Source organism: Pseudomonas sp. SWRI50 (assembly GCF_014269095.1).
Classification (GTDB): domain Bacteria; phylum Pseudomonadota; class Gammaproteobacteria; order Pseudomonadales; family Pseudomonadaceae; genus Aquipseudomonas; species Aquipseudomonas kermanshahensis.
In genome coordinates this window covers 1-25,189 of record NZ_JABWRW010000010.1, presented here as the reverse complement: position 1 = coordinate 25,189, position 25,189 = coordinate 1, and the positions used below count along the sequence as shown (strand labels likewise).

At 63.3% G+C, this 25,189-nt stretch carries 24 protein-coding genes and 1 pseudogene; 14 read left to right on the top strand and 11 right to left on the bottom strand.

All coding sequences use genetic code 11. From position 1 onward, the window contains the following. Positions 1-86 precede the first annotated feature (86 nt). The 3 genes from HU750_RS12820 to proP all read left to right on the top strand — a co-directional run bounded on the left by HU750_RS12820 (position 87) and on the right by proP (position 3,816). Positions 87-980, top strand: coding sequence for a PA4780 family RIO1-like protein kinase (locus HU750_RS12820; protein ID WP_027593505.1), 894 nt, complete (start codon positions 87-89; stop codon positions 978-980). 216 nt (positions 981-1,196) lie between these two features. After that, positions 1,197-2,171, top strand: coding sequence for a porphobilinogen synthase (gene hemB, locus HU750_RS12815; protein WP_186680113.1), 975 nt, complete (start codon positions 1,197-1,199; stop codon positions 2,169-2,171). A gap of 142 nt (positions 2,172-2,313) precedes the next feature. After that, positions 2,314-3,816: a glycine betaine/L-proline transporter ProP gene (gene proP, locus HU750_RS12810; RefSeq protein ID WP_027593503.1), complete on the top strand. Its 1,503-nt coding sequence runs from the start codon at positions 2,314-2,316 to the stop codon at positions 3,814-3,816. Positions 3,817-3,858: 42 nt separating this feature from the next. Here the strand turns inward: proP and HU750_RS12805 are convergent, their stop codons facing one another. The 4 genes from HU750_RS12805 to HU750_RS12790 form a co-directional block, all read right to left on the bottom strand. After that, on the bottom strand, positions 3,859-4,560 hold the full coding sequence (locus tag HU750_RS12805) for a YoaK family protein (protein ID WP_186680112.1): 702 nt from the start codon (positions 4,558-4,560) through the stop codon (positions 3,859-3,861). 2 nt (positions 4,561-4,562) lie between these two features. Beyond that, positions 4,563-5,192: a riboflavin synthase subunit alpha gene (locus HU750_RS12800; RefSeq protein ID WP_186680111.1), complete on the bottom strand. Its 630-nt coding sequence runs from the start codon at positions 5,190-5,192 to the stop codon at positions 4,563-4,565. A gap of 83 nt (positions 5,193-5,275) precedes the next feature. Further along, complete coding sequence (treS, locus tag HU750_RS12795) at positions 5,276-7,342, bottom strand: maltose alpha-D-glucosyltransferase (RefSeq protein WP_186680110.1); 2,067 nt, start codon at positions 7,340-7,342, stop codon at positions 5,276-5,278. Between the two features lie 176 nt (positions 7,343-7,518). Continuing rightward, positions 7,519-8,436, bottom strand: a complete 918-nt coding sequence (locus HU750_RS12790; RefSeq protein ID WP_027593499.1) for a LysR family transcriptional regulator — start codon at positions 8,434-8,436, stop codon at positions 7,519-7,521. Between the two features lie 120 nt (positions 8,437-8,556). Here HU750_RS12790 and HU750_RS12785 point away from each other — a divergent pair, with 120 nt between their 5' ends. The 3 genes from HU750_RS12785 to HU750_RS12775 all read left to right on the top strand — a co-directional run bounded on the left by HU750_RS12785 (position 8,557) and on the right by HU750_RS12775 (position 11,264). After that, a complete protein-coding gene (locus tag HU750_RS12785) occupies positions 8,557-9,315 on the top strand; it encodes a 5-oxoprolinase subunit PxpA (protein WP_186680343.1) in 759 nt (252 codons plus the stop codon). Positions 9,316-9,408: 93 nt separating this feature from the next. Then, positions 9,409-10,296 (top strand): 5-oxoprolinase subunit B family protein, encoded by an 888-nt coding sequence (locus HU750_RS12780; protein ID WP_027593497.1) that lies wholly within the window; start codon positions 9,409-9,411, stop codon positions 10,294-10,296. After that, a complete protein-coding gene (locus tag HU750_RS12775; protein ID WP_186680109.1) occupies positions 10,293-11,264 on the top strand; it encodes a 5-oxoprolinase subunit C family protein in 972 nt (323 codons plus the stop codon). Before HU750_RS12780 ends, HU750_RS12775 begins: the two co-directional genes overlap by 4 nt. Positions 11,265-11,291: 27 nt before the next feature. Here HU750_RS12775 and HU750_RS12770 read toward each other — a convergent pair whose 3' ends face one another. Together HU750_RS12770 and HU750_RS12765 are read right to left on the bottom strand one after the other, a co-directional pair. Beyond that, a complete protein-coding gene (locus HU750_RS12770) occupies positions 11,292-12,158 on the bottom strand; it encodes a TIGR03915 family putative DNA repair protein (protein ID WP_186680108.1) in 867 nt (288 codons plus the stop codon). Next, the gene (locus tag HU750_RS12765; protein WP_186680106.1) at positions 12,149-13,369 is read right to left on the bottom strand and encodes a putative DNA modification/repair radical SAM protein; all 1,221 of its coding nucleotides are present in this window, start codon (positions 13,367-13,369) and stop codon (positions 12,149-12,151) included. Before HU750_RS12765 ends, HU750_RS12770 begins: the two co-directional genes overlap by 10 nt. Before the next feature lie 156 nt (positions 13,370-13,525). On the opposite strand from HU750_RS12765, the gene mqo reads away from it, so the two are divergent. Then, positions 13,526-15,115 (top strand): malate dehydrogenase (quinone), encoded by a 1,590-nt coding sequence (gene mqo / locus HU750_RS12760; protein WP_186680104.1) that lies wholly within the window; start codon positions 13,526-13,528, stop codon positions 15,113-15,115. 78 nt (positions 15,116-15,193) lie between these two features. On the opposite strand, the gene HU750_RS12755 is transcribed toward mqo, so the two are convergent. Beyond that, the gene (locus tag HU750_RS12755; RefSeq protein WP_514132422.1) at positions 15,194-15,445 is read right to left on the bottom strand and encodes a hypothetical protein; all 252 of its coding nucleotides are present in this window, start codon (positions 15,443-15,445) and stop codon (positions 15,194-15,196) included. Positions 15,446-15,498: 53 nt separating this feature from the next. Further along, positions 15,499-15,942, bottom strand: coding sequence for a hypothetical protein (locus HU750_RS12750; RefSeq protein WP_186680101.1), 444 nt, complete (start codon positions 15,940-15,942; stop codon positions 15,499-15,501). A 256-nt stretch (positions 15,943-16,198) separates the two neighbouring features. On the opposite strand from HU750_RS12750, the gene HU750_RS12745 reads away from it, so the two are divergent. Both HU750_RS12745 and HU750_RS12740 read left to right on the top strand, forming a co-directional pair. Then, on the top strand, positions 16,199-17,245 hold the full coding sequence (locus tag HU750_RS12745) for a class I SAM-dependent methyltransferase (protein ID WP_186680098.1): 1,047 nt from the start codon (positions 16,199-16,201) through the stop codon (positions 17,243-17,245). A gap of 100 nt (positions 17,246-17,345) precedes the next feature. After that, positions 17,346-18,041 carry a tRNA (adenine(22)-N(1))-methyltransferase gene (locus HU750_RS12740; RefSeq protein WP_186680095.1) on the top strand — a complete coding sequence of 232 codons (696 nt, stop codon included), beginning with the start codon at positions 17,346-17,348 and terminating at the stop codon, positions 18,039-18,041. A gap of 1 nt (position 18,042) precedes the next feature. On the opposite strand, the gene HU750_RS12735 is transcribed toward HU750_RS12740, so the two are convergent. Further along, on the bottom strand, positions 18,043-18,306 hold the full coding sequence (locus HU750_RS12735) for a DUF2790 domain-containing protein (RefSeq protein WP_186680092.1): 264 nt from the start codon (positions 18,304-18,306) through the stop codon (positions 18,043-18,045). Between the two features lie 125 nt (positions 18,307-18,431). On the opposite strand from HU750_RS12735, the gene HU750_RS12730 reads away from it, so the two are divergent. Continuing rightward, positions 18,432-19,364, top strand: coding sequence for a LysR family transcriptional regulator (locus HU750_RS12730; protein ID WP_027593489.1), 933 nt, complete (start codon positions 18,432-18,434; stop codon positions 19,362-19,364). A 63-nt stretch (positions 19,365-19,427) separates the two neighbouring features. On the opposite strand, the gene HU750_RS12725 is transcribed toward HU750_RS12730, so the two are convergent. Both HU750_RS12725 and HU750_RS12720 read right to left on the bottom strand, forming a co-directional pair. Further along, entirely contained in the window at positions 19,428-20,579 is a 1,152-nt protein-coding gene (locus HU750_RS12725) for an acyl-CoA dehydrogenase family protein (RefSeq protein WP_099429168.1), read from the bottom strand. A gap of 16 nt (positions 20,580-20,595) precedes the next feature. Then, the gene (locus tag HU750_RS12720; protein WP_027593487.1) at positions 20,596-21,666 is read right to left on the bottom strand and encodes an enoyl-CoA hydratase/isomerase family protein; all 1,071 of its coding nucleotides are present in this window, start codon (positions 21,664-21,666) and stop codon (positions 20,596-20,598) included. Positions 21,667-22,009: 343 nt separating this feature from the next. Between HU750_RS12720 and mdcA the strand changes: the two genes are divergently transcribed. From mdcA to HU750_RS12700, 4 genes and pseudogenes are all read left to right on the top strand, one after another. Next, entirely contained in the window at positions 22,010-23,671 is a 1,662-nt protein-coding gene (mdcA, locus tag HU750_RS12715) for a malonate decarboxylase subunit alpha (RefSeq protein WP_027593486.1), read from the top strand. Next, positions 23,671-24,627 carry a triphosphoribosyl-dephospho-CoA synthase gene (locus tag HU750_RS12710; protein ID WP_186680089.1) on the top strand — a complete coding sequence of 319 codons (957 nt, stop codon included), beginning with the start codon at positions 23,671-23,673 and terminating at the stop codon, positions 24,625-24,627. Before mdcA ends, HU750_RS12710 begins: the two co-directional genes overlap by 1 nt. 1 nt (position 24,628) lies before the next feature. Further along, the gene (locus HU750_RS12705) at positions 24,629-24,928 is read left to right on the top strand and encodes a malonate decarboxylase subunit delta (protein ID WP_085272968.1); all 300 of its coding nucleotides are present in this window, start codon (positions 24,629-24,631) and stop codon (positions 24,926-24,928) included. Beyond that, positions 24,921-25,189: pseudogene (locus HU750_RS12700) on the top strand (biotin-independent malonate decarboxylase subunit beta); the annotation flags it as partial. The gene HU750_RS12705 and the pseudogene HU750_RS12700, both read left to right, overlap by 8 nt.

Genomic DNA, 25,189 nt, shown 5'->3' with positions numbered 1-25,189 from the left:
ATCACAGACGAGCAAGATCCATCAGGCTGTGAGAGGATGACCGCCACCTCCACGGCTCGGCCACAGGACCCCAGAACTCAAGCCTGATGAAGACTCCAAAAAGAATCGAACCCCTGATCGAAGACGGCCTGGTCGACGAAGTACTGCGACCTTTGATGAGCGGCAAGGAAGCAGCCGTCTACGTGGTGCGTTGCGGTACCCAAGTGCGCTGCGCCAAGGTCTACAAAGAAGCCAACAAACGTAGCTTCCGCCAGGCCGCCGAGTACCAGGAAGGCCGCAAGGTCCGCAACAGCCGCCAGGCCCGGGCCATGGCCAAAGGCTCCAAATACGGCCGCAAAGAGGCCGAGGACGCCTGGCAGAACGCCGAAGTGGCGGCCCTGTTCCGCCTGGCCAGTGCCGGTGTCCGGGTGCCCAAGCCTTATGATTTCCAGGATGGCGTACTGTTGATGGAGCTGGTGACGGACGCCGATGGCGATGCCGCGCCACGCCTTAACGACGTGCACCTGGAAGCCGACGAGGCCCGCGAGTTCCATGCATTCGTCGTCCGCCAGATCGTGTTGATGCTGTGCGCGGGGCTGGTGCATGGTGACTTGTCCGAGTTCAACGTGTTGCTTGGCCCTGAAGGCCCGGTGATCATCGACTTGCCGCAGGCGGTGGATGCGGCCGGTAACAACCATGCGTTCAGCATGTTGCAACGTGATGTGGGCAACATGGCGCTGTACTTCGGCCGCTTCGCCCCCGAGCTCAAGAGCACCCGTTACGCGCAGGAAATGTGGGCGTTGTACGAGGCCGGCGAGCTGAAACCGGACAGCCCGCTGACCGGCGAGTACGAGGAGGATGACGAGGCTGCCGACGTGGATGGCGTGCTGCGCGAAATCGACGCCGCACGGCTCGACGACGCCCGCCGCCGAGCGGCGCTGGCCGATGCCGAGCGCGGCCCGGTCAAGGGCGAAGAACCGCCACCGCCCTGGTTGCAGTAAACAGTCACCCACAGGTACAGCGCCGCTTTTACCCAAAGCGCTGTACCTGTGGGCGCCCCCACCCCTGTGGGAGCGGGTGTACCCGCGAAGGGGCCGGCACACGCGCTGCAAACTCCCGCTATTACCCCCACCGCAAGACACAATCTCGTCATTCAGCCTTTTCACTGAAGCTCAACAGGCATATGGTGTACGCCGTCCATATTCCCTGGAGCTGTCATGTCCAACCGTTTCCCCTCCGTTCGTCCCCGCCGTCTGCGCCAGAACGAATCCCTGCGCTCGATCTTCCAGGAAACCGAGTTTCGCCTTGAAGACCTGATCCTGCCGATCTTCGTCGAAGAAGGCATTGACGATTTCGTGCCGATCACCAGCATGCCTGGCGTCAACCGCATCCCTGAAAAGCTGCTGGCGCAGGAAATCGAGCGCTACGCCCGCGCCGGCATCAAGTCGGTGATGACCTTTGGTGTCTCGCACCATCTGGACGAGGTTGGCAGTGACACCTGGAACGAAAACGGCCTGGTGGCGCGCATGGCGCGGATCTGCAAGGACACCGTGCCGGAAATGATCGTGATGTCCGACACCTGCTTCTGCGAATACACCAGCCATGGCCATTGCGGCGTGGTGCACGACCACGGCGTGGACAACGACGCCACCCTGGCCAACCTGGGCAAGCAGGCCGTGGTCGCGGCCGCAGCCGGTGCCGACTTCATCGCGCCATCGGCGGCGATGGACGGTCAGGTCCAGGCAATTCGCGGCGCCCTGGATGCCGCAGGCTTCCATGACACTGCCATCATGGCTTACTCGACCAAGTTCGCCTCGTCGCTCTATGGCCCCTTCCGCGAAGCGGGCGGCACTACGCTCAAAGGCGACCGCAAGAGCTACCAGATGAACCCGATGAACCGCCGCGAAGCCGTGCGCGAATCGTTGCTCGACGAGCAGGAAGGGGCCGATGTGCTGATGGTCAAGCCGGCCGGTGCCTACCTGGACGTGATCGCCGACATCCGCGCGGCCTCGCGCCTGCCGCTGGCGGCGTATCAGGTCAGTGGCGAGTACGCGATGATCAAGTTCGGCGGCCTCGCCGGTGCCATCGACGAAGGGCGCGTGGTGCGTGAGAGCATCGGTGCCATCAAGCGCGCCGGCGCCGACCTGATCCTGACCTACTTCGCCATGGACCTGGCCCGCGAAGGCATCTGATCAGTAGAAGGTATTCGCGGCCCACCAAGGGCCGCGAATACCCGAAGATGGCCTCTAGCCACAAAAAATTTACTAAGCGCTGAATTATTTTGTGTCCCTTTGTCTCTGATGCCATAGAGCATTCAGTGACAAGGAAATGGGAATGAAATCTCGCAAGAAAAGCGTCAAGCCAATTGGCTTGAAAGATATCACCATCGTCGACGACGCCAAGATGCGCAAAGCGATCACCGCTGCCGCACTGGGCAACGCCATGGAGTGGTTCGACTTCGGCGTTTATGGCTTCGTTGCCTACGCGCTCGGCAAGGTGTTCTTCCCCAACGCCGACCCCAGTGTGCAAATGATCGCCGCCCTGGCGACGTTCTCGGTACCGTTTCTGATTCGCCCGCTGGGCGGGTTGTTCTTCGGCGCCCTGGGCGACAAGTTCGGCCGGCAGAAGATTCTCGCCGCGACCATCGTGATCATGTCGTTGAGCACCTTTGCCATCGGCCTGATACCGTCTTACGCCACCATCGGCATCTGGGCGCCCATCCTGCTGTTGCTGGCCAAGATGGCCCAGGGCTTTTCGGTGGGCGGTGAATACACCGGGGCGTCGATTTTCGTTGCCGAGTACGCACCCGACCGCAAACGCGGCTTCCTCGGCAGCTGGCTGGATTTCGGCTCGATCGCAGGCTTTGTGCTCGGCGCAGGCGTGGTGGTGTTGATTTCCACCGTGCTGGGCGAGGAGAAGTTCCTTGAGTGGGGCTGGCGCCTGCCGTTCTTCCTGGCCCTGCCGCTGGGCATCATTGGTCTGTACCTGCGCCATGCGCTGGAAGAAACACCTGCGTTCCAGCAACACGTCGAGAAGCTTGAGCAGGGCGACCGCGAAGGCCTGGCCTCCGGCCCCAAGGTGTCGTTCAAGGAAGTCGCCACCCAACACTGGCGCAGCCTGGTGACTTGCATTGGCGTGGTGATCGCCACCAACGTCACCTACTACATGCTGCTCACCTACATGCCCAGCTACCTGTCGCACAACCTGCATTACAGCGAAGACCACGGGGTGCTGATCATCATTGCGATCATGGTCGGCATGCTGTTCGTGCAACCGATCATCGGCCTGCTCAGCGACAAGTTCGGCCGCCGGCCTTTCATCATGGTCGGCAGTGTCGGGCTGTTCGCGCTGGCCATTCCGGCCTTCATGCTGATCAACAGCGGTGCGCTCGGGCTGATCTTTGCCGGGCTGTTGATCATTGCCGTGCTGCTGAACTTCTTTATCGGCGTGATGGCGTCGACGTTGCCGGCGATGTTCCCCACGCATATCCGCTACAGCGCGTTGGCCAGTGCCTTCAATATCTCGGTGCTGATCGCGGGGCTTACCCCGACCTTGGCGGCCTGGCTGGTGGAAAGCACGGGCAACCTGTACATGCCGGCGTATTACCTGATGGTGATCGCGGCCATCGGCCTGATCACTGGCCTGACCATGAAAGAGACCGCCAACAAGCCGCTGCGCGGCGCAGCACCTGCCGCATCGGACATTGATGAAGCGCGCGAGCTGCTGCAGGAGCACCACGACAATATCGAGCAGAAGATCGAGGACATCGACACGCAGATCGCCGAGCTTGAGGCCAAGCGCAAACTGCTGGTGCAGCAACACCCGCGCATCGATTAAGGGACGGGCCGAGGGTTCTTCGGCGCTACCCGCAGCGTTTGATTAACGCGGCATGTAGCCGCGTTGCCATGAGCGAGGAATGAACCGTGTCACCAGGGCCAGCAGGCACGCCAGCGCGCAACTGCCTGCCAGCGCCTGCAGGCCCAGTTGGTGCTCAAGCCAGGCGCCCAGAGCGGCGCCCAGCAGCATGCCAGCCCAAGGCACCAGCTGTACCCGCCAGCCGTTGCGCCGCTCGCCCAGCAACCAGCGCCCCAAGCCGCGGCCGAAGCGGGACAGGGCGCCGGTGACATAGGTCAGGCCGATCGGCAGGCCATTCACCTGTTCGACCACGGCATTGATCATGCCCATCGCCAGCGTCGCTGCCAGCAGCGCCGGAAAGGTGGCTTGCAGGGGCCAGGCCGCCGCCATGCCAAGCAGTACGGCGACCACCAGCAGCACCGGCCAGGCGCGGCGTCGGCAGGCCCGGGCCAGTATCACGCCCAGCGCATTGCCTGCGACAAAGCCGAGCACCGCACCACTCAGGCGCAGCACCATGGCCAGGTCCGCCTCGCTGATGGCCACTGCCAGACGGGTGGTGTTGCCACTCATGAACGACACGAAATCACCCAGCGCCAGCAGGCCGATGGCATCGGTCATGCCGGCCAGTACCGACAGCGCGGCGACCAGCCCCAGGCCCACGCGACCGCGCAGGGCCTGCAGCTTCAGCCGTCGTGCGTTGCGGGCGGGCAGTGCGTTGGGCAGCATGCTCAGCGCAGCAGTGTTTCGCGGGCCAGCGTGCCCTTGAGCGTTCGCTCGACCACATCGACCAGCACCATGGTCTGGTGGTCCACTTCGATGTTGAGCAGCTCGCCAGCCTTGTAGTGGGCGAACGTGGTCTGGCGCAAGGTCTCGGGGATCAGGTTGATGGTGATGACATTGTCATCGACATCGGCGACGGTCAGGCTGCAACCGTTGACCCCCAGGAAGCCGCGGGGGAATACGTACTTGGCCCATTGCGCTGGCATGCGGAAACGGATGAACGCACCGGTCTCTTCGATCACCTGTTCGACGATCTCGGCGGTGGTGGCGATGTGCCCGGCCATCAGGTGGCCGCCAACCTCCGCGTTCATCTTCGCCGAGCGCTCGATGTTCACGCTTTGGCCGGCCGTCAGGCAGCGCAGGTTGGTGCGTTCGAGGGTGGCATTCATGGCGTCGAACTTCACCTGCGTGCCGTCGATCTCGGTGACTGACAGGCACGTGCCCTCGACACTGACGCTGGCGCCGATCTTGAGGTCGTCGAGCAGTTCAGGGGTGAGGTCGACGGTGAACTGCCGGTGGCCTGGGTAAGGGGTCACAGCAAGCAGCGGGCGAACGGCCTGGACGATGCCGGTGTACATGGAAATTGCTCCTGGGCACGGGAAAATGAAGTCCCCCGGAAGCTATGCCTCTGAAGCGGTAAAAGCAAGGCGGCCGCTGCCCCTCACACATGCCCGCTGCTGTTCACGATGCGCAGGCACAGCGCCTCGTACGGCTCCAGGTTGACCATCAAGCGCCCATCTTCGGTCAAATCCCCCTCGACCGTCTCGTTGATCATGTCCACCACCGTTCCCGGTGTGAAGCCGGTCAAGAGCAGCTCCTCGGCAATGACCGTCTGGCCAAAGTTCAGTGCGCTGATCTGGATGCCCCGCCCCGCTGGCAGCTCGTGCACCATCACCAGCAAACCAGGGCTACTGACCTCGGGCACCAGCACTTGGCGGCTGGTGGCGATGCCATAGGCCTGGCGCACGGCCAGCAGTTTTTTCACCTTGCTGGCGAACGAGTCGCTGTTCTCGAGCTGGCTGTCGAGGCTGCCGTAGAGCGCCCGCGCCCGGGGCATGCCGCGCACCGACGCCTCGGCGTCGGGGGCGAGCCCGGCCAGGTCGTAGCCGCCACGGTGGATCCAGCGGGTGTCGCCATCGAGCATCCGTTCGGCCACCGCCTCGGCAGGCAAGGGCAGGGCGCCGACCAGGTCCCAGCCGGACAGTGCGACCACACCGGGCTGCATGGCGTTGTACATCACCAGCAGCAGGTGGATTTTCTGAATGCGTTCGATATCCGCTGCGTCGATCTGCGCAAGGTCGCGGATACCCAGCGCGGCGGTGATCAGGCTGGCGGTGGTGCAACTGATGCCATTGGTGACGAAGCGCAAGTTGTAGGGGGCATGTTCGCCAGACAAACGCTCATAGATTTCTTCGCGAATGTGCTCACGCAAGATACTGCCAGGCAGGGTCTGGCCCTTGAACAGGTACATGTCATGGGCATGCAGCGTCCAGAAGTGCACCAGCTCGACGGTCAGCTCGTCATGGTTTTGCAGGGCGTGGATCAAGGACGCCGGGTCGATGCCAAACGCGTGCATTTCCTTGAGCATCAGGCGCAGGAACTCGGTGTCGCCGGTCAGCAGTGCATGCTGGTAGGCGGGGCGGGTGATGAAGTCATAGGACAGATCGGCGCCGCCCGTGGACATCTGGGCAATGTCGTCGATTGTCAGGTTAAGCTCCTGAAAGCTGAACCCGCCCGCCTTGCGAATCATGCCGCCAATCAACTGGTTGCCGACGATCGACAGCGGGTGGCTTTCGGACCAGGCGGTGCCCTGGAGCCGCGTTTCCACCCCGAGAAAACCATTGGCATCCAGGCGCAGGCCACGCGCGCCCAGGCAGTCCAGCGCATGCAGGGCATCCCCGATGATCATCTGCTGGGCGGCGAAGGTTGGGTCGAGCCAGTTGAGCGACGGCTGCCCTTCCTTGAAGTAGTGCAGGTACACCCAGCGCCGGGTCTTGCCATCGACGCCGGTGATGGGCGGGGTGACGCTCCAGTCGGTCTCCTTGACCCCAGGCTCGAAGAAGATCACCCGCTGCAACTGGCCGACGATGTAGTGGCGGGCCTTGAGCTCGTCGCACACAGCCGGCAACAGGTTGACCGCATCACGGCCTGCCGGCACCTCGGGCAGCAGCGGCCAGTCTTCCTCGCGCACTTCGACCATGTGGTAGAGCCCAGGGTAGGCCCCGTGTGCCAGCTCAGCCAGGCGGAAGTCGGCACCTTTGCCGGTGTGCGAAGGGATCAGGTCATCGATGGTCACAGCGTTGTGCGCAGCGGCCATGCGGCTCATCTGGATCAAGTCCTGCTCGCTGCCGTAGAGCGGGTCGATGTCGAAGCTGATGCGGTCGAAGTTACCGTCCACGCTGGGGGTGAACTCGCGGCCACGCACGCCGCCGGACTGTTTGATCGGGCCAGTGTGCACGCCTTGTATGCCAATTTCCGACAAACGCTTCCACAGCGCCTCGTGGGCCAAGGCCGCCAGCACCGAGCCGCCCTCTGGGGCAATGATGGCGTCGGGGTAGACCGTGAGCCACACCGAGGCGATTTCAGTGGCGCGGCGGGGCTGGGCTTCGGCGTAGGGGTTCTGCCACAGGCGCGATTGCCCCGAATACAGGCGAGCCCGTTCCTGGGAGGCCTTGAGCATGGAACGGTCCTCGAGCCACTTGATGTATGACGGGTCGGGTTGGGTCATCTCGCGTCCTCTCTGCGTGTCGGCACCGGCCACAGTTATGACGACGTTGCAGGCGGAACGTTCGGATCAGGTCTACGTCTCCTGCACGATTTGTGTGTAGGAGCGGCCTTGCGTCGCGAAAGGGCTGCGAAGCAGCCCCGGGGACGCGTATTCCGTGAGGTCGGCAACCCAGCGGTTCACCGCCGCGCCGACAACTGCTGCGGTGCCAGAAATGCACCATGAAAGTAGTTGCGCAACGCCTGCATCGCCGGGCTGAACGCCCGCTCGCGATGCCAGGCCAGGCCCACGCTCATCGGCGTGACCGGGTCGCTGATGGTCACTGTCTCGATCCGCTTGCCTTCCAGCGACCATGGCCTGTGCACCAGATCGGAGAGGATCGCCACGCCGCTGCCATTGGCAACCATGCTGCGCACGGCCTCCACCGAGCTGGTCCGCACGCGCACGCTGGGCCGCTGCCCGGCCTGCTCCCAGTAACGCATGGCACTTTGTTCGGCTTCGTCCACGGTCAGCAGAATGAACGGTTCGCTGGCCACATCGGCCAGGCTCACCGCCGAGCGCTCGCACAGCGGGTGGTGGCCGGGCAGCCACAGCCGGCGTTCGGAGTTGAACAGGGTTTCCGAGACGATATCCGGGTGGGTGAGGTTGGCGGTGAGCACCACGGCCATGTCGAAGCGCCCCTCCAGCAGCCCTTGCTCGATCGCGCTGCGCTCCTGCTCATGCACTTCCAGGGTCACGTCCGGGTGCCAGTGTTCGAGGCGTTGCAGGTGGTGTGGCAAGAAGTAGCCAATCACCGTATAGCTCGCCGCCAGGCGCAGCAGGCCGCTGGCGCGCACGTCTGGGAGCGGGCTGTTCAGCGCATCGTCGACGCTGCGCAAAATCACGTAGGCGCGGTTCAGAAAGTGCCGGCCCGCCTCGGTCAGGCTCATGCCCTGGGCCGAGCGCTGGAACAGCAGCACGCCGAGCATCGCTTCGAGTTCCTTGATTGCGGTGGTCACCGCCGACTGGGAAATGTTCAGGTGGATCGCCGCCTGTGAAATCTGGCCGATCTCGGCAGTGGCGACGAAGTAGCGGACCTGGCGCAGGGTCAATGACACGGTTGGCTCCCGGTGTATCTGATTTTCAGAAGACACCCTATCTGTTTATAGATCTTCCCAAGGGGGTGTGGAAAATCTAACGTGGCTTGCATGCAGTCACAAGTGCCAGGAGATACGTTCATGCAGGTGGTGGATTTCAATTCGGACATGGGTGAGGGCTTCGGCCCGTGGACCATCGGTGATGGCGTCGACAACGAGCTGATGGCTTTTATCAGCTCGGCCAACATCGCCACCGGCTTCCATGCCGGCGACCCCGGCACCATGCGCCGCACTGTCGAGCGGGCCAAGGCGCTGGGCGTGGGCGTCGGTGCACACCCAGGCTTTCGTGACCTGGTCGGTTTCGGCCGCCGGCACATCAATGCCACCGCCCAGGAGCTGGTCGACGACATCCTCTACCAGCTGGGTGCGCTGCGTGAAATCGCCCGTGCGCAAGGTGTGACCTTGCAGCACATCAAGCCCCACGGCGCGTTGTACATGCACCTGGCGCGCGATGAGGTGGCGGCCCGGCTGCTGGTGCAGAACCTGCGCGTGACTGAGCCTCAATTGCTGTTGTACTGCATGCCAGGCTCGGTGATCTGCCGTATTGCCGAAGAACTTGGCCAGCCGGTGGTGCGCGAGTTCTATGCCGACCGCGAGTACGATATGAGCGGCTCCATCGTGTTCACCCGCAACGTGCGCGGCTACCAACCCGGGGCCGTCGCCGAGCGCGTGCTGCGCGCTTGCCAGCAAGGCCTGGTGCGCACGGTCGAGGGGCAGGACCTGGCCATCACGTTCGATTCCATCTGCCTGCACAGCGATACCCCCGGCGCACTCGACCTGGTCGAGGCAACGCGCAAGGCGCTGGATCAGGCCGGTATCGAGGTGCGTGCGCCACGCTGAGTTTTACCGGCACCTGGCGCACCTAGGCCGGGGCCGCTGCATCGATTTGATTTCGCCTGCCTTTCTATAAAGATTCCAAGAAAAGGAACAGTCATGGCCGAGCCGGTTGCTTCTACCCCGATCCGCTACAGCTTCGGTGCCGACGAGCACCTGTTTGCCGAAGTCAGTGACAGCATGTCGCTGGAGGCCTTTTTCAAAGGCATGGCCGTCACCCGCGCGGTGGAGCGGCTTGGCCTGGAGGGCGTCCTCGACGTGTGCCTGGCCAACGCGTCGTTCCAGATCCGCTTCGACCCTGACCGTATTGCCCCCGAGGCCCTGCTCGAAGCCGTACGCGGCGCCGAGGCAGAGGCGGTGGCCGAGCGCTCGCTGCACACCCGCATCATCGAAATCCCGGTGCTGTACAACGACCCCTGGACCCACGAAACGCTGATGCGTTTTCGCGATCGCCACCAGGACCCGAGCAGCACCGACCTTGAGTATGCGGCGCGCGTCAACGGCCTGGCCGATGTCGAGGCGTTCATCGCCGCCCACAGCGGCGCACCCTGGTTCGTGTCGATGGTTGGCTTCGTCGCCGGCCTGCCGTTCATGTTCCAGATGGTCGAGCGCGAGCGGCAACTGCAGGTGCCCAAGTACCTGCGCCCACGTACCGACACGCCCAAGCTGACCCTTGGCCATGGCGGGTGCTTCGGTTGCATCTACTCGGTGCGCGGGGCGGGAGGCTACCAGATGTTTGGCGTCACCCCGGCACCGATCTACGACCCGCAGCAGACACTGGCCTACCTCAAGGCGCACATGGTGTTCTTCCGCCCGGGTGACATCGTGCAGTTCAAGCCGATCGACCGCCGCGCCTATGACCAGGCGGTGGCGGATGTGGAAGACGGTTGCTTCAACCTGCGCATTCGTCCGGTTGCGTTCTCCCTGGATGCCTTCCTCGCCGACCCGGTCGGCTACCCCAAGACGCTGCAGGAGGTGCTGGCATGATCAAGGTACTCAAACCCGGCCTGGCCACCTCGGTACAGGACCTCGGTCGCGAGGGCTATTACCACCTGGGCATTCCGCCTTCCGGGGCGCTTGACCAGTACGCTTTGAGCGCAGCCAACCATCTGGTCGGCAACCCGGCAGGCGCTGCGGGGCTTGAATGCGCGCTGGTGGGCCCAGAACTTGAGTTCCAGCAGGATGCACTGGTGGCGGTGTGCGGCGCGCAGATGCCGGCATTGCTCGACGGCCGTGAGCAGCGCCCTGACACCGCGTTCGCGGTCAGGGCAGGGCAGGTGTTGCGCTTCGGGTTCCCCACGGCAGGTGCCCGGGCGTACCTGGCTGTCGCCGGAGGTATCGATGTGCCCGAGGTGCTCGGCAGCCGATCGACTTACGCGCTGGGGGCCTTGGGTGGGCACCATGGGCGAAAGTTGCTGGCAGGCGATGTGCTGCCGGTCGGTGTGCCCAGCGGCAAGACCCGCGCCGGCGCGAGCCTGCCGATGGCGTTGCGACAGTCGCTGGGTGGCGAGGTGGTGTTGCGGGTGGTCCCAGGCTTGTATTTCCATCGCCTGACCGATGCAGCGGCGCAGCGCTTCTTTACCGAGGCGTGGACCGTCGGCTCCGAGGCAGACCGAATCGGCTACCGCTACAAAGGCGGTAGCCCATTGAGTTTCCAGCCGCGTGAGCAGCCGTTTGGCGCCGGCTCGGACCCCTCGAACATCGTCGACAGCTGCTACCCGATCGGCTCGATCCAGGTGCCGGCGGGGCTGGAGCCGATCATTCTGCACCGCGATGCGGTGTCCGGAGGCGGGTACGCCATGATCGGCACCGTGATCAGTGCCGACTTGGACCTGGTCGGACAGATGCAGCCTAATCAGCAGGCGCGGTTTTTGCCGGTGGGCCTGGAGCAGGCGCTGGAGGCGCGGCGGTCGTACAAGAAGAAGCTGGGGTGTGTTGCCAAGCTGTTTGGCTGACTGCTGGGGCGGGATCTTGCTTGCTCGTTATCGGTCAGAGGATTTCGGTATTCTCTGGCCGTTCTCGTTTATTTGCTTTCCCCGCTGCGCAGCCACCTCCAGCGCCTGCCCATCCCGCTGCTTACCCTGGCGCGCCAGGCCTTCGAGCTGGGGTATCAGCATCCCTTCCGGCAAATGCCGCCAGAACCGCCCCGGCATGTGCAGGCGCAGTGCGTCCGGGTTGAGGCGGGCGGGGTTGAAGGTGTGGCGATAGTAGGTGCGCCACAGCTCGGCGCCGGGGTCGTCGGCATTGCGTGCCCATTGCCGCCACTCGTCAGGGCAGGTGCGCCGGTAGTCGAAGGCCTGGCCGTCGAAGCGGATAGCGTCGGCGGGGGTGGCGATCAACCAGCGTTGCCGGCCCAGGCGGTCGGCGAAATGCGCACTGGCACTGTGCAGGATGTCGTGGGCGGGTTCGTAGTAGGCGACCAGGTCCAGTTGCAGCTGCTGCGCCAACGCTTCGGGTAGCGGCACGAAGCGTACAAAGGCATGCAGGTGATGGGCTTCACGGCTGACCTGTTTGATGCGCCGGTGCAATTCGCTGCCCAGGCGATCGCCGGCCAGCATCGCGGTGCGGTCACCATGGGCCACGCGCCAGAGCACTTCGTACAGCAGGTTCCAGCGTTGCTCGCCGCGGTAGCAGGCTGCCTGCTCCAGCTGGCTCAGTAGCGCTGCTGGCACTTTGCCGCGAAACGGGGCGGGGCCTTGGGGCAGCGGTGCAGGGATGGCCAGCAGATCATCGATCGGGCCTTGTGACCAGGTGACGTCGGCTGGGTCTATGCCATGGCCGAGCAGCGTTCGGGCTTGGTCACGCCAGGTGGCGAAGCTGTCATCGCAGTTGAGCGCGATCATCCCCATAACCCCATTTGCACCGGTGCCTGGGGTTCGCGCAGGCGTTCGCGCAGCAGGCCGCTGCGCAGCTCGGCCTGGGCCGGGCGGTAGTCACTGGTGACGATGAATGGGCGCGCTTTGTCCAGCACGCAGCGCAGTTGAATCAGGTCGTCGTAGCGGATGCGCCGCTCTCGTCGCAGCGCTACCAAACGCTGCACGCTGCGCAGGCCGATGCCCGGGATGCGTGCCAGCAAGGCTGGCTCGGCGCGGTTCACATCCAGCGGGAAGACCTCACGGTTGGCCAGCGCCCACGCAAGCTTAGGGTCGATGTCCAGTGCCAGGTTGCCGCTTTGCGCCAGCAGTTCGCCGGCCTTGTAGCCATAGCCACGCAGCAGGAAGTCGGCTTGGTACAGGCGGTGTTCCCGCAGCAGCGGAGGCGCTGCCAAGGGCACACTGTCGGGGCTGTCGGGGATCGGGCTGAAAGCCGAGTAGTACACGCGCTTGAGGCCGTAGCCTTGGTACAAGGACTCGGCATTGCGCAGCAGGGTGCTGTCGTCGGTGGCGTCTGCGCCGACGATGACCTGGGTGCTTTGCCCGGCCGGGGTAAAGCGCGGTGCCTTGGGTTCGTTGGCCACGGCTTGCTGGCCGTGTTGGATGACCGCCATGGCCTGGCGGATGGTGTGCGCGTGTTTCTCAGGGGCCAGACGCTTGAGGCTGGCGTCGGTCGGTAACTCGATGTTGACGCTCAGGCGGTCGGCCAGGCGCCCGGCTTCTTCGATCAGCAGCGGGTCGGCATCGGGGATGGTCTTGAGGTGGATGTAGCCGCGGAAGTTGTGCTCCTCGCGCAGCAGGCGTGCCACGCGGATCAATTGCTCCATGGTGTAGTCGGCCGAGCGGATGATGCCCGAACTGAGAAACAGGCCGCTGATGCAGTTGCGCCGGTAGAAGTCGAGGGTCAGGCGCACCACCTCTTCTGGGGTAAAGCGCGCCCGCGGCACGTTGCTGGAGCGCCGGTTGACGCAGTACTGGCAATCGTAGAGGCAGAAGTTGGTCAGCAACACCTTGAGCAGCGATACGCAGCGCCCGTCCGGGGTATAGCTGTGGCAAATGCCCATGCCATCGGTGGCACCCAGGCCTTCGCTGCCGCGCGAACTACGCTTGGGCGCACCGCTGCTGGCGCAAGAAGCATCGTACTTGGCGGCGTCGGCAAGAATGCCGAGTTTGGCGATGAGTTGCATGGCGGCTGACTCGAAACACTGAATATTCATACAGTATTTTGAGAATGCCCTGATTGCAAGCCCAATCGATGAAGGCGGTGGATCAATGCCCGAGTAAATCCGTCAGCTAAGCTTGTGCTGGACTTACGGACAGCAACGAGGCGCGCGGGAGAGGACATGACAATCACGATCGAAGCGAAGCGGGCGCTGGCCGGCCTGGCGCTGGCCATGGGGTTGGGCGCAGTCATGCTCAACGCCCAGGCCGCTGAAACCAAAAAGGTCGATGTACTGCTGGTGGGCGGCGGCATCATGAGTTCGACCCTGGCTATCTGGCTCAACGAGCTGGAGCCCGGCTGGTCGATGGAGATGGTCGAGCGCCTGGACAAGGTGGCCGAAGAAAGCTCCAACGGCTGGAACAACGCCGGTACCGGCCACTCGGCCTTGGCCGAGCTGAACTACACGCCAGAAAAAGATGGCAAGATCGACATCAGCAAGGCCGTGGAGATCAACGAGTCATTCCAGATCACCCGCCAATTCCTTGCTTGGCAGGTCAAGCAGGGCGTGTTGAAGAACCCCCATTCCTTTATCAACACCACACCGCACATGAGCTTCGTCTGGGGCGACGACAACATTCGCTTCCTGAAGAAGCGTTATGAGGCGTTGCAAGCCAGCCCGCTGTTCAAGCCCATGCAGTATTCCGAAGACCACGAACAGATCCGCAAATGGGTGCCCTTGATGATGGAGGGCCGCGACCCCAATCAGAAACTGGCCGTGACCTGGACGCCGATCGGTACCGACGTCAACTTTGGCGAGATCACTCGGCAGTATGTGGGTTACCTGCAGACTCGGCCTAACTTCGGCCTCAAGCTGTCGAGCGAGGTACAGGACATCACCCGCAACGACGACGGCTCATGGCATGTCGAGTACAAGAACCTGAAAGATGGCAGCCAGGCGGCCACCGATGCCAAGTTCCTGTTCATCGGCGCCGGCGGCGCGGCGCTGCCCCTGTTGCAGAAGTCCGGCATCGATGAAGCCAAGGACTATGCCGGCTTCCCGGTCGGTGGTTCGTTCCTGGTCACCGATAACCCGGCCATTGCCCAGCGCCACATGGCCAAGGCCTATGGCATTGCGGCAACCGGCGCGCCGCCGATGTCGGTACCGCACCTGGACACCCGTGTCCTCGATGGCAAGCGCATGATCCTGTTCGGGCCGTTTGCTACCTTCTCGACTAAGTTCCTCAAGCAGGGCTCGTTGCTCGACCTGTTCGCCAGCGCCAGTGTTCACAACGCCTGGCCGATGGTGAGGGTAGGTGTACGTGAGTTCGATCTGGTGCAGTACCTGGTCGGTCAGGTCTTGCAGTCGGACGATGACCGCTTCGAAGCGCTGCGCACCTACTTCCCCGAGGCCAAGAAGGAAGACTGGCGCCTGTGGCAAGCCGGCCAGCGGGTGCAGATCATCAAGAAGGACGAGGCCCAGGGTGGGGTGCTCAAGCTGGGTACCGAAGTGGTCACGTCCAAGGACGGCAGCATCGCCGGCCTGCTTGGGGCCTCACCGGGTGCCTCGACCGCGCCGCCGATCATGCTGGATGTGTTGAACAAGGTGTTCAAGGACAAGGTGGCCTCGCCGCAGTGGCAAGCGAAGATCAAGCAGATCGTGCCGTCTTACGGCATTCGCCTGAACGAGCACCCGGACAGGGTGCAGCAGGAGTGGACGTATACCAATGAGGTGCTGCAGCTGAATCCACCGTCGGGTGGTGAAGCGCCGTAAAAGTTCGAGGTTGGTGTTATTGGGGCAATCACTGTTGCTGGCTTGCGCGGCTGCTTCTCCAGAGCCGCGCAGTCAGGTTCAGCCAAGCGAGCACTTGCGGCGCTTGCCTGAGGCACCCGCGTAGACAGATCCCTCGACCTTGGTGAACGCTTCTACTGCGTCCCCATTCAGCAAACTCTCGTACTGCGCCGACTGCCGCAAGCGCGTCAGTTTTGCGTCAGCAATTGCCCTGAAATGCGCTACAGATGCGCTGAAATCGCTGATTTTAGTCGACATCATGTATTTTCTCATGGTTGAAGGCAGCATAATCACCACGTAGGTCATAGGCAAGCCCGATACCTTTTACCTGGCGGAAACCATTCTGTTGATAGGCGATACGCGCTTCAGGGAGTGGGGTCTTTCACTACAACCCATTTCAACCCGAGCATAAGGGCGTAGAAGCGGACGCCGCTCATGCACAAGGGCGCTATGTAGCCTCGTGTCGCCAGGTAATTGTCTGGGTTACGCTGAAGGTAAAGCACCATGATCTTTTCCTTGCTGCCTTGTGGTGAAGCCCAACAAAGGCCAGCAAGCGCATTGCCATGCCATATGGCAATGTCCAGCGCGCGTGCATGAGCACGTCGGCGCTTCCATTGCAACACACGATCCCAGCCGAAGTCATGTGGGTTGGGATGCCAGCGCTCATGGGCCTCTATAGCCTTATGATCAATTTCCTCGACCATTAACCGGTTATCCAGGTTGAGGGTTCTGTTCCGGGTTTCCAGTACTATTTGGCCTCGAGCAGCCTGCTTGAAGCCAATCAGTGCTGCCAGTTCTATAGCGTCCATCTGCAATCACATCACCAGCCGTTATCAGGTGTTTGATGCTATTGCTAACGGTCACCAGAAATGGCCGATAACCTCCTTCTTGTTTTCCCGGGTAGACGTAGTCCAAAACCGCCTCTGCTTAGTTCTTGGCATCTAAACTTACAAACAGCCCGTCGCAGATGGTGGTGCGGCGCGCCTTTCAAATCATTCGACCACCGCCCCCTCGGACCCGGACTTCCCTCGTCGACGGTGGCCTTCTTGCAGAGGAGGGCAGGTCATGGACGAGGCACGGCTTCACGAATTCATGGGCAAGCTGGTGGGTGACATGGGCGCTGCGGCGACCCTGGCCAATGTCATTCTGGGCGACGAACTCGGGCTGTACCGGGCAATGGCCGACAGCCTGCCGACCACCCCCGACGCGCTCGCGGCCAAGACCGGTTGCCACCCGCGCCTGGTGCGCGAATGGCTCAATGCCCAGGCGGCGTCGGGCTACATGGTGCATGACAAGGGCAGTTTCGTGCTGCCCGAAGAACAGGCCATGGCCCTGGCGCTGGAGGACTCGCCGGCCTACATGGCCGGTGGCGCCGCAGTGGTGGCGGCGCTGTTTCACGACAAAGACAAGCTGGTCGCGGCCATGCGTGGCGACGGCGGGTTGGCGTGGGGCGACCACCACCCGTGCATGTTCAGCGGCACCGAGCGGTTCTTCCGGCCGGGTTATCGAACGTTCCTGGTGGCCGAGTGGCTGCCGGCGCTGGAAGGAGTAGTGGCGAAACTGCAAGCGGGCGCCAAGGTGGCCGATGTGGGCTGTGGCCATGGTGCCTCGACGTTGGTCATGGCCCAGGCGTTTCCTGCATCGACCTTTGTCGGCTACGACTATCACGGGCCATCCATCGCCACCGCCAACCAGCGCGCCGAAGAGGCGGGGTTGGGCGCGCGGGTGCATTTCCAGCAGGCCACTGCTAAAGACTACCCCGGCCACGACCATGACCTGGTGTGTTTCTTCGATTGCCTGCACGACATGGGTGACCCAGTGGGCGCGGCGCGCCATGCCTACCGTGCCTTGAAGGCTGACGGTACGGTGATGCTGGTGGAACCGTATGCCGAAGATTCGCTGGAGGGCAACCTGACGCCGGTTGGGCGCTTGTTCTACGCAGCGTCGACGTTTATCTGTACGCCGAACTCGCTGTCTCAGGAGGTGGGATTGGGGTTGGGTGCCCAGGCCGGGGAGGCACGGCTGCGGGCGGTGTTCGAAGAGGCGGGGTTCACTCGGTTCCGGCGTGCGACGCAGACACCGTTCAACCTCATCCTGGAGGCGCGTAAATAGCCGCTGCCCTTGCCGCAACCGGGCCATTCGGCTTTTACGCATTGTAATGCCGCGCCCTGATCGTCAGAATCGCGCCCGGTTGTCGAGCAAGGGGCTTACGTTGAACGAACAGACACTCTCCATGCGCCTGGAGCGCGTGGCGGCGCATGTGCCACACGGCGCGCGCCTGGCCGATATCGGCTCGGACCACGGTTACTTGCCGGTAGCGTTGATGCTGCGCGGCACTATCGAAGCCGGCGTGGCCGGTGAAGTGGCGCAGACGCCCTTTGCCTCCACTCAGCGCAATGTGCGCCGCAATGGCTTGGAAGCACGCATCACCATTCGCCTGGCCGATGGGCTAGAGGCGATCGAAATAAACGACCGGATCTCTGCCGTCAGCCTCTGCGGCATGGGCGGCGACACCCTGTGCGAAATTCTGGAACGCGGCAAGCATCGCTTGAACGGCACCGAGCGCCTGATCCTGCAACCCAATGGCGGCGAGTGCGCGCTGCGGGGCTGGCTAATGACCAATGGCTATCGCATCGTCAGCGAAGAGTTGCTGCGGGAGAACCGCTTCGACTACGAAATCATCGTCGCCGAACCGTGTGAGGCAGTGGCGTATACCGCCGAAGAACTGTACTTCGGCCCACTGTTGATGCGCGAGAAAAGCCCAGCGTTCATGACCAAATGGCAGCGCATGTTGCGTCAGAAGCAGCAGACGTTGGCCAACTTCGAACGCGCCCGGGATGCAATCCCACAGGAAAAGCGCGACGATTTCGCCCGGCAAATCACCTGGATCAACCAGGTATTGGCCTGACTCACTGCTGCGAGCAGTTGCCCATTTCCCGGTAGTTGATTTCGCGGGTGTGGCCTTGATGGTCGACATAGACCATGTGCGCGGTGCCAACCTGGCAATCGGCTGCATTGCTGGCTGGGGTGATGGAGATGACTTTGGCCACATCCAGCGGCATGCCGTATTCGTAGTTGCTGCTGGCAACAGGCTGGTCAGTGCCCGCGTCAGCCAAGGCGCCGAACGAGGCGAGGGCAGCGGTAACGGCAAGCACAGCGATCGAACGTTTCATGGCAGGTTCCTTTTTCGATGTTTTACCAATGATGTATTCATTGGTGATCCACAATAAATGGGCTAAACCGTGATAGATTCCTGCCTTGAACGTAAGAATAAGATTGAACAAGGAGCCCATCCCTCATGGACATGCTGCATGCCATGCGTACCTTCACCCGGGTGGTGGAGTGCGGCAGCTTTGCGGCGGCTGCCAATGCCCTGGATATTTCAGCGGCGCAGGTGTCGCGCATCGTTGCCGAGCTTGAGAATCAGCTACAGACCCGTCTGTTGCACCGCACTACGCGCCGTTTGCGCATGAGCGAGGCGGGCGAGCGTTTTCTTGAGCGCGCCCGGCAAATCATGTTATTGACCGAAGAAGCCGTGGGCGAAGCGCGCGGCGCGCACCTCACGCCCCGTGGCCGCTTGCGCCTGCATTGCCCGCATGGCCTGGGCCTGCTGCTGATGCCGCTGGTGGCGGGCTACAACGCGCTGTGCCCTGAGGTGGTGGTCGAATTGACCCTGTCCCAACGCAACCCCGACCCGCTGGCTGAAGGGCATGACGTGGTGATCACCGTGGACGGGGCCTTGCCGGACTCGCAATTGATCGCAGTGCCCTTGGGCGACATCTTCAGCATCCCCTGTGCCGCGCCCAGCTACCTGGAGACCTTTGGGGTGCCTGAGCGGCCGGAAGACCTGCATGATCATCGTTGCCTGCGCATGGCGTATCCGATGTATGAAGGCGACTGGGTATTCCCGCAAGGCGTCGATCAGTGCGTGATCGCGCCGCGAGACAGCTTCCTGACCAACGTAGCCGACGCCATGCTGCTGGCCAGCGAGTTGGGCATGGGCATCGGGTTGTTGCCGTTCTACACCGCCAGCCAGGCCATCGAGCAGGGGCGTTTGCGCCGGCTGCTGGCCCCGTATCGCCTGCGCGAGTGTGCGCTGTACGCGATCTACCCGTCGCGGCACTACCTGGATGCCAAGGTGCGCACCTGGATCGACTACCTCAAGGAACAGCTACCCGCGCTGTTCGAGGCCCATGCGCGGATAGTGGATGATGAGCGGTATTGGCGCTGAAACGGGCTGATTTAGCAGGAACCTGTGGGCTGGCTTGCCGGCGCCCACAGGTTTGGCGACCCGCTACAGCGGATAGTGCTTGAGCTCCCGCGCAATCAGCATCCGCTGGATCTCGCTCGAGCCTTCGTAGATCTGCGTGATCCGTGCGTCCCGGTAATAGCGTTCCACCGGGTAATCCTCCAGGTAGCCATAGCCACCATGCACCTGGATGGCCATGGAACATACCCGCTCGGCCATTTCCGACGCGAACAGCTTGGCCTGCGAAGCCTCCGACAGGCACGGCTTGCCGGCACTGCGCAAGCGGGCTGCATGCAGGATCAGCAGGCGTGCGGCATTCACCTGTACCTGCATGTCAGCCAGCAGGTTGGCGATGCTCTGATGTTCGTTGATCGGCTTGCCGAACTGCACCCGATCACGGGAGTAGACCAGCGCGGCTTCGAACGCGGCGCGGGCGATACCCAATGCCTGCGCGGCGATGCCGATACGCCCACCTTCGAGGTTGGACAAGGCGATGGCCAGGCCCTTGCCGCGCTCACCGAGCATATTGGCGGCCGGGATGCGGCAGTTGTCGAAGGTGACCGCGCAGGTATCAGAGGCGCGGATGCCCATCTTGTGCTCGCTGCGGTCAACCTTGAAGCCAGGGTTGTCAGTGGGTACCAGGAAGGCCGACAGGCCTTTCTTGCCCAGTTCCGGGTCGGTCACCGCGAAGACGATCGCCAGGCCCGCTCGGCGAGCATTGCTGACAAACTGCTTGGACCCATTGATCACCCATTCGCCCTCCACGCGTTCGGCACGGGTGCGCAGGTTGTGCGCCTCGGAGCCGGCCTGGGGTTCGGTCAGGCAGAAGCAGCCAATTACCTCGCCCGTGGCCAGGCGTGGCAACCAAGCCTGTTGCTGTTCGGCTGTGCCATAAGCCAGCAACGGGCCGCAGCCCACCGAGTTGTGGATGCTCATCATCGCCCCGGTGGCGCCGCAGCCAGCGGCGATTTCTTCCACGGCCAGGGCGTAGGCGACGTAATCGGTGTAGCTGCCGCCGAAGGCTTCAGGCACCACCATGCCGAGCAGCCCCAGCTCGCCCATCTTGCGGACCACGCCATCATCGATCCAGCCGGCTTTTTCCCAGGCCTGGGCATGGGGCGCGATTTCGCCACGGGAAAAGTCCCGGGCCATGTCGCGGATCATGATCTGCTCTTCGCTCAGTTCCAGGTCTTGCATCTGTGTACTCCCGGGCTCACAGGCCTTCGAAGAATTGGTCGACCCGCTGGCGCTCGAGCTCGGCCAGGGTGGGCGGGTTCCAGCGGGGCTGCTTGTCCTTGTCGATGATCAGGGCACGCACGCCCTCGATGATGTCGCCGTACTGGAACCACTGGCGGTCCAGGTGCAGCTCCATGGCAAAGCACGCCTCAAGTGCCAGGTGGCGACCGCGGCGCAGCATTTCCAGCGTAACCGCCATGGCCAGTGGCGAGCGGCTTTCCAGCTGGTCGGCGGTTGCCAGGGCCCATGGGTGGCTGTCGCCGATGCTGACGGTGCGCAGTTGCTCGATGATCGCTGGCAAGTCGGGGAGGGCAAAGAAATGGTCGATGACCGGGCGCAGCTTCTCCAGCGGCGCGTCATCCAGCACCTGAGTGCCGAGCTTGGCCAGCAGGCCTTGCAGGTCCTTGAGCGGGTGGTCGCCAAAGGTCAGGCGGTCCAGGCCCTGGTCGAGTGCGGTGAGTTTATCGCAGGGCACATGCCAGTCGGCGAGCCCGCAATACAGGGCGTCGGCGGCCTGGATCTGGGTGCCAGTGACACCGAGGTAAGTGCCCAGCTCGCCAGGGAGGCGTGAGAGGAAATAGCTGCCGCCCACATCCGGGAAATAGCCGATGCCGACTTCCGGCATGCCCAGCCGGCTGCGTTCGGTCACCACCCGTAGGTCACAGCCTTGGGCCAGGCCCATGCCGCCGCCGAGGGTGAAACCGTCCATCAGCACCAGCACCGGTTTGCGGTAATGATGGATGCACAGGTCGAGCGCGTATTCCTCGACGAAAAAGTCTTCATGCAGGCGTTCTGCGTTTTTGTAGCTGTCGTGCAGCGAGCGGATATCGCCACCGGCGCAAAACCCTTTAGGGCCCGCACCACGCAGTACCACTGCGCGCACCTGCGGGTCGTCGGCCCATTGGTCGAAGTGCTGGCGCAGGCTGCGCACCATATCCAGGGTCAAGGCATTGAGGCCGGCGGGGCGGTTCAGGGTCAGGTGGCCAATCTGGTTGCGGACTTCAGCCAAGACATGATCCGTTGCCGAAGTGTAAGCATGCGCGGTCATCGCGTTCTCCCTGCTTTGTTATTGATTTTCCAAGTGAAGTCTGGAGTTCGCTGGAGGATCACTGGATCCTGTCATGCGAATTTGTCGTGCACAATCGGCAAATCTGCAGGGGTGTTCTGCATTTTTGCCTTGTGTTCAGGTTAAGCCTTGCAGCGCCTGGGAGATCGAGCGCCGCCCGGGCGGCGCTCGATCTGCGCCCCCAGTAATATCACGCCATACACCCCAAGCCCACTCCACCCTCAATTCATTAACCTGAGCGTAACGATCACCCACCCAGCTTGATTGATGCACCCTCACGCCTCGCCCTAAGGTGGTTCCACGACAGCGAACCCGTGGAGTCACCATGACAACAACCAAGAATCCACCGCCGCAATGGTCGCGGCGGCGCGCCGAGAAGCAGCGCCGCCTCGACCGGGTCCGCCACCTCGCCGACGGCGTGGTGCTGCCCACCGCGCATATCGTCGAGGCACTGGAACTGTTACTCGCCCCCGGCGACCGGGTGGTGCTGGAAGGCAACAACCAGAAGCAGGCCGATTTTCTCTCCCGCTCACTGGCCAAGGTCGACCCGGCGCGGCTGCACGATTTGCACATGATCATGCCCAGCGTCAGCCGTGCCGAACACCTCGACCTGTTCGAGCGGGGCATCGCCCGCAAGCTCGACTTCTCGTTCGCCGGGCCACAGAGCCTGCGTATCGGGCAACTGCTGGAAGATGGCCTGCTCGAAGTCGGCGCCATCCATACCTACATCGAGCTGTACTCCCGGCTGCTGGTCGACCTCATCCCCAACGTGACCCTGGTCGCGGGCTTCATGGCCGACCGGGATGGCAACCTCTATACCGGCCCCAGCACCGAAGACACCCCAGCCCTGGTCGAACCCGCCGCCTTCAGTGACGGCATCGTCATTGCCCAGGTCAACCAATTGGTGGAGCGGGTCGACGACCTGCCGCGCGTCGATATCCCCGCGTCCTGGGTCGACTTCGTGGTGGTCGCCGACCAGCCGTTCTACATCGAGCCGCTGTTCACCCGCGACCCACGCCATATCAAGCCGGTGCATGTGCTGATGGCGATGATGGCGATCCGTGGCATCTATGAAAAACACCAGGTGCAGTCGCTGAACCATGGCATTGGGTTCAATACCGCAGCCATCGAGCTGATCTTGCCGACCTATGGCGAATCCCTTGGCCTGAAAGGCAAAATTTGCCGCAACTGGACGCTCAACCCCCACCCCACGCTGATTCCCGCTATCGAAACGGGTTGGGTCGAGAGCGTGCATTGTTTTGGTACTGAACTGGGCATGGAGGACTACATCGCCCAGCGCCCGGACGTGTTTTTCACCGGCCGCGACGGCTCGCTGCGCTCCAACCGCATGATGTGTCAGTTGGCGGGGCAGTACGCCGTCGACCTGTTTATTGGTGCCACGTTGCAGGTGGATGGCGACGGCCATTCTTCGACCGTGACCCGCGGCCGCCTGGCGGGCTTTGGCGGTGCGCCGAACATGGGCCACGACCCCCGTGGGCGCCGCCACGCGACACCAGCCTGGCTCGACATGACCGTGCCCGAAACGATGCTCGAGCGCGGCCGCAAGCTGGTGGTGCAGATGGTCGAGACCTACCAGGAAGGCGGCAAGCCCACCTTCGTCGAAACCCTCGATGCGGTCGAAGTGGCGAAAAAAGCCGGCATGCCGCTGGCACCGGTGATGATCTACGGCGACGACGTTACCCACTTACTCACCGAAGAAGGCATCGCCTACCTGTACAAAGCGCGCAGCCTTGAGGAACGCCAGCAGATGATTGCAGCCGTGGCCGGTGTCACCGCCATTGGCCTGCGGCATGACCCCAAAGACACCCAGCGCCTGCGCCAGCAGGGCCTGGTGGCGTTGCCCGAGGACTTGGGCATCCGCCGTACCGATGCCAGCCGTGAGCTGCTGGCTGCGCGCAGCATCGCCGACCTGGTGGAATGGTCCGGTGGCCTGTACAACCCACCCGCACGGTTCAGGAGCTGGTGATGAAAGTACTCGACCTGCAATCGCATGGGCTGCTTCGCGAGCAAGCTCGCTCCTACCGGTATGTAACGGGCCTTAAAGCCCGTGGGGGCTCTGTGGGAGCGGGCTTGCCCGCGAAGAGGGCTGAACAGACAACCAAAATCCCTCTGGCCGATCACCTGGCGGATTTGGCAGTAGAAGCCCTGATCGACGAAGTCGATCTGTCGCCCAAACCGGGCCTGGTAGACCGCCGCAGCAACGGTGCGCACACCGACATGACGCTAGCGTTGATGCATGCGTCGGCGCTGGCCCTGTGGCCGTGCCTGCGGCAGATGGCCGAAGCGGCCGAGGCCATTGGCGGCGTCGGCCAGCCCTTGCGCACTGCGCTAGGCCGCATTGGCCGCGAAGGCGAGGTCGCGATGCTGGCGACCACCGGCGGGGTGAATACCCACCGAGGCGCGATCTGGGCTCTGGGGCTGCTGGTGGCGGCCTGTGCCCTGGGTCCCCACGCTGACCCGTGCGCAGTGGCGGCCCGCGCCGGGCGCATCGCGCTGATCGACGACCCGGGCGCAACATCGGAAGACAGCCATGGTGCCCACGTAAGGCGCCGTTATGGCAGCGGCGGAGCCCGTGAACAGGCGCAATTGGGTTTCCCAGCGGTTATCGCGCATGGCCTGCCACAGCTCCAGCGCAGCCGTGCCTTAGGTGCCAGCGAAACCCACGCGCGGCTCGATGCCTTGCTGGCGATCATGGCGGCGCTGGCCGACACCTGTGTGCTTTGGCGCGCCGGGCCACAAGGGCTGGCCACGGTCCAGCAGGGTGCCCGCGCCGTCCTCGACGCCGGTGGCAGCGCCACGCTGGACGGGCGGCGGCAACTGCGCCTTTTGGATGAACACTTGCTGCAACTGAATGCCTCTCCGGGTGGCGCTGCCGATCTGTTGGCGGCCTGCCTGTTCCTCGACAAAGCCGGGAGCCTGTGACATGGAAACCCTGACCTTTCAATTCCCCGCCGCCGAACCAGGGCGCGGGCGCACCGTGGTCGGCTGCGTCAGCTCCGGCGACCTGGAAGTACTGATCGAACCCGGCATCGCCGGCAGCCTGCAGATCCAGGTCGTGACGTCGGTCAACGGCAGCGGCGCGCGCTGGACGCAACTGTTCCAGCGCCTGTTCGAAGGCCGCCAATGGCCAGCGGTGAACATCGACATCCATGATTTTGGCGCCACCCCAGGCGTGGTGCGCCTGCGCCTGGAGCAAGGTTTCGAGGAGATCGCCCATGACTGACACCGAGCGTTTGCTGCACAGCCGCAGCCTCGTCGAAATGGGCGCCCGCCAGCGCGCCCGGGCACTGCTTGACCCGGGCACGTTCCGCGAGCTGCTGGGCCCCTTCGACCGGCTCATGTCACCTTGGCTGCCGCGCCAGGGCATCGTGCCCCAGGCCGATGATGGCGTGGTCATCGCCAAAGGCCGGCTGAATGGCCGCAACACGGTGGTCGCCGCTATCGAGGGTGGCTTCCAGGGCGGCAGCATGGGGGAGGTGGGCGG

What these genes read in the sequence shown, in the direction of transcription:
- HU750_RS12820 (WP_027593505.1), top strand. Translation starts at nt 87, where the DNA reads ATGAAGACTCCAAAAAGAATCGAACCCCTGATCGAAGACGGCCTGGTC.
- hemB (WP_186680113.1), top strand. Translation starts at nt 1,197, where the DNA reads ATGTCCAACCGTTTCCCCTCCGTTCGTCCCCGCCGTCTGCGCCAGAAC.
- proP (WP_027593503.1), top strand. Translation starts at nt 2,314, where the DNA reads ATGAAATCTCGCAAGAAAAGCGTCAAGCCAATTGGCTTGAAAGATATC.
- HU750_RS12805 (WP_186680112.1), bottom strand. Translation starts at nt 4,560, where the DNA reads ATGCTGCCCAACGCACTGCCCGCCCGCAACGCACGACGGCTGAAGCTG.
- HU750_RS12800 (WP_186680111.1), bottom strand. Translation starts at nt 5,192, where the DNA reads ATGTACACCGGCATCGTCCAGGCCGTTCGCCCGCTGCTTGCTGTGACC.
- treS (WP_186680110.1), bottom strand. Translation starts at nt 7,342, where the DNA reads ATGACCCAACCCGACCCGTCATACATCAAGTGGCTCGAGGACCGTTCC.
- HU750_RS12785 (WP_186680343.1), top strand. Translation starts at nt 8,557, where the DNA reads ATGCAGGTGGTGGATTTCAATTCGGACATGGGTGAGGGCTTCGGCCCG.
- HU750_RS12780 (WP_027593497.1), top strand. Translation starts at nt 9,409, where the DNA reads ATGGCCGAGCCGGTTGCTTCTACCCCGATCCGCTACAGCTTCGGTGCC.
- HU750_RS12775 (WP_186680109.1), top strand. Translation starts at nt 10,293, where the DNA reads ATGATCAAGGTACTCAAACCCGGCCTGGCCACCTCGGTACAGGACCTC.
- HU750_RS12770 (WP_186680108.1), bottom strand. Translation starts at nt 12,158, where the DNA reads ATGGGGATGATCGCGCTCAACTGCGATGACAGCTTCGCCACCTGGCGT.
- HU750_RS12765 (WP_186680106.1), bottom strand. Translation starts at nt 13,369, where the DNA reads ATGCAACTCATCGCCAAACTCGGCATTCTTGCCGACGCCGCCAAGTAC.
- mqo (WP_186680104.1), top strand. Translation starts at nt 13,526, where the DNA reads ATGACAATCACGATCGAAGCGAAGCGGGCGCTGGCCGGCCTGGCGCTG.
- HU750_RS12750 (WP_186680101.1), bottom strand. Translation starts at nt 15,942, where the DNA reads ATGGACGCTATAGAACTGGCAGCACTGATTGGCTTCAAGCAGGCTGCT.
- HU750_RS12745 (WP_186680098.1), top strand. Translation starts at nt 16,199, where the DNA reads ATGGACGAGGCACGGCTTCACGAATTCATGGGCAAGCTGGTGGGTGAC.
- HU750_RS12735 (WP_186680092.1), bottom strand. Translation starts at nt 18,306, where the DNA reads ATGAAACGTTCGATCGCTGTGCTTGCCGTTACCGCTGCCCTCGCCTCG.
- HU750_RS12730 (WP_027593489.1), top strand. Translation starts at nt 18,432, where the DNA reads ATGGACATGCTGCATGCCATGCGTACCTTCACCCGGGTGGTGGAGTGC.
- HU750_RS12725 (WP_099429168.1), bottom strand. Translation starts at nt 20,579, where the DNA reads ATGCAAGACCTGGAACTGAGCGAAGAGCAGATCATGATCCGCGACATG.
- HU750_RS12720 (WP_027593487.1), bottom strand. Translation starts at nt 21,666, where the DNA reads ATGACCGCGCATGCTTACACTTCGGCAACGGATCATGTCTTGGCTGAA.
- mdcA (WP_027593486.1), top strand. Translation starts at nt 22,010, where the DNA reads ATGACAACAACCAAGAATCCACCGCCGCAATGGTCGCGGCGGCGCGCC.
- HU750_RS12710 (WP_186680089.1), top strand. Translation starts at nt 23,671, where the DNA reads ATGAAAGTACTCGACCTGCAATCGCATGGGCTGCTTCGCGAGCAAGCT.
- HU750_RS12705 (WP_085272968.1), top strand. Translation starts at nt 24,629, where the DNA reads ATGGAAACCCTGACCTTTCAATTCCCCGCCGCCGAACCAGGGCGCGGG.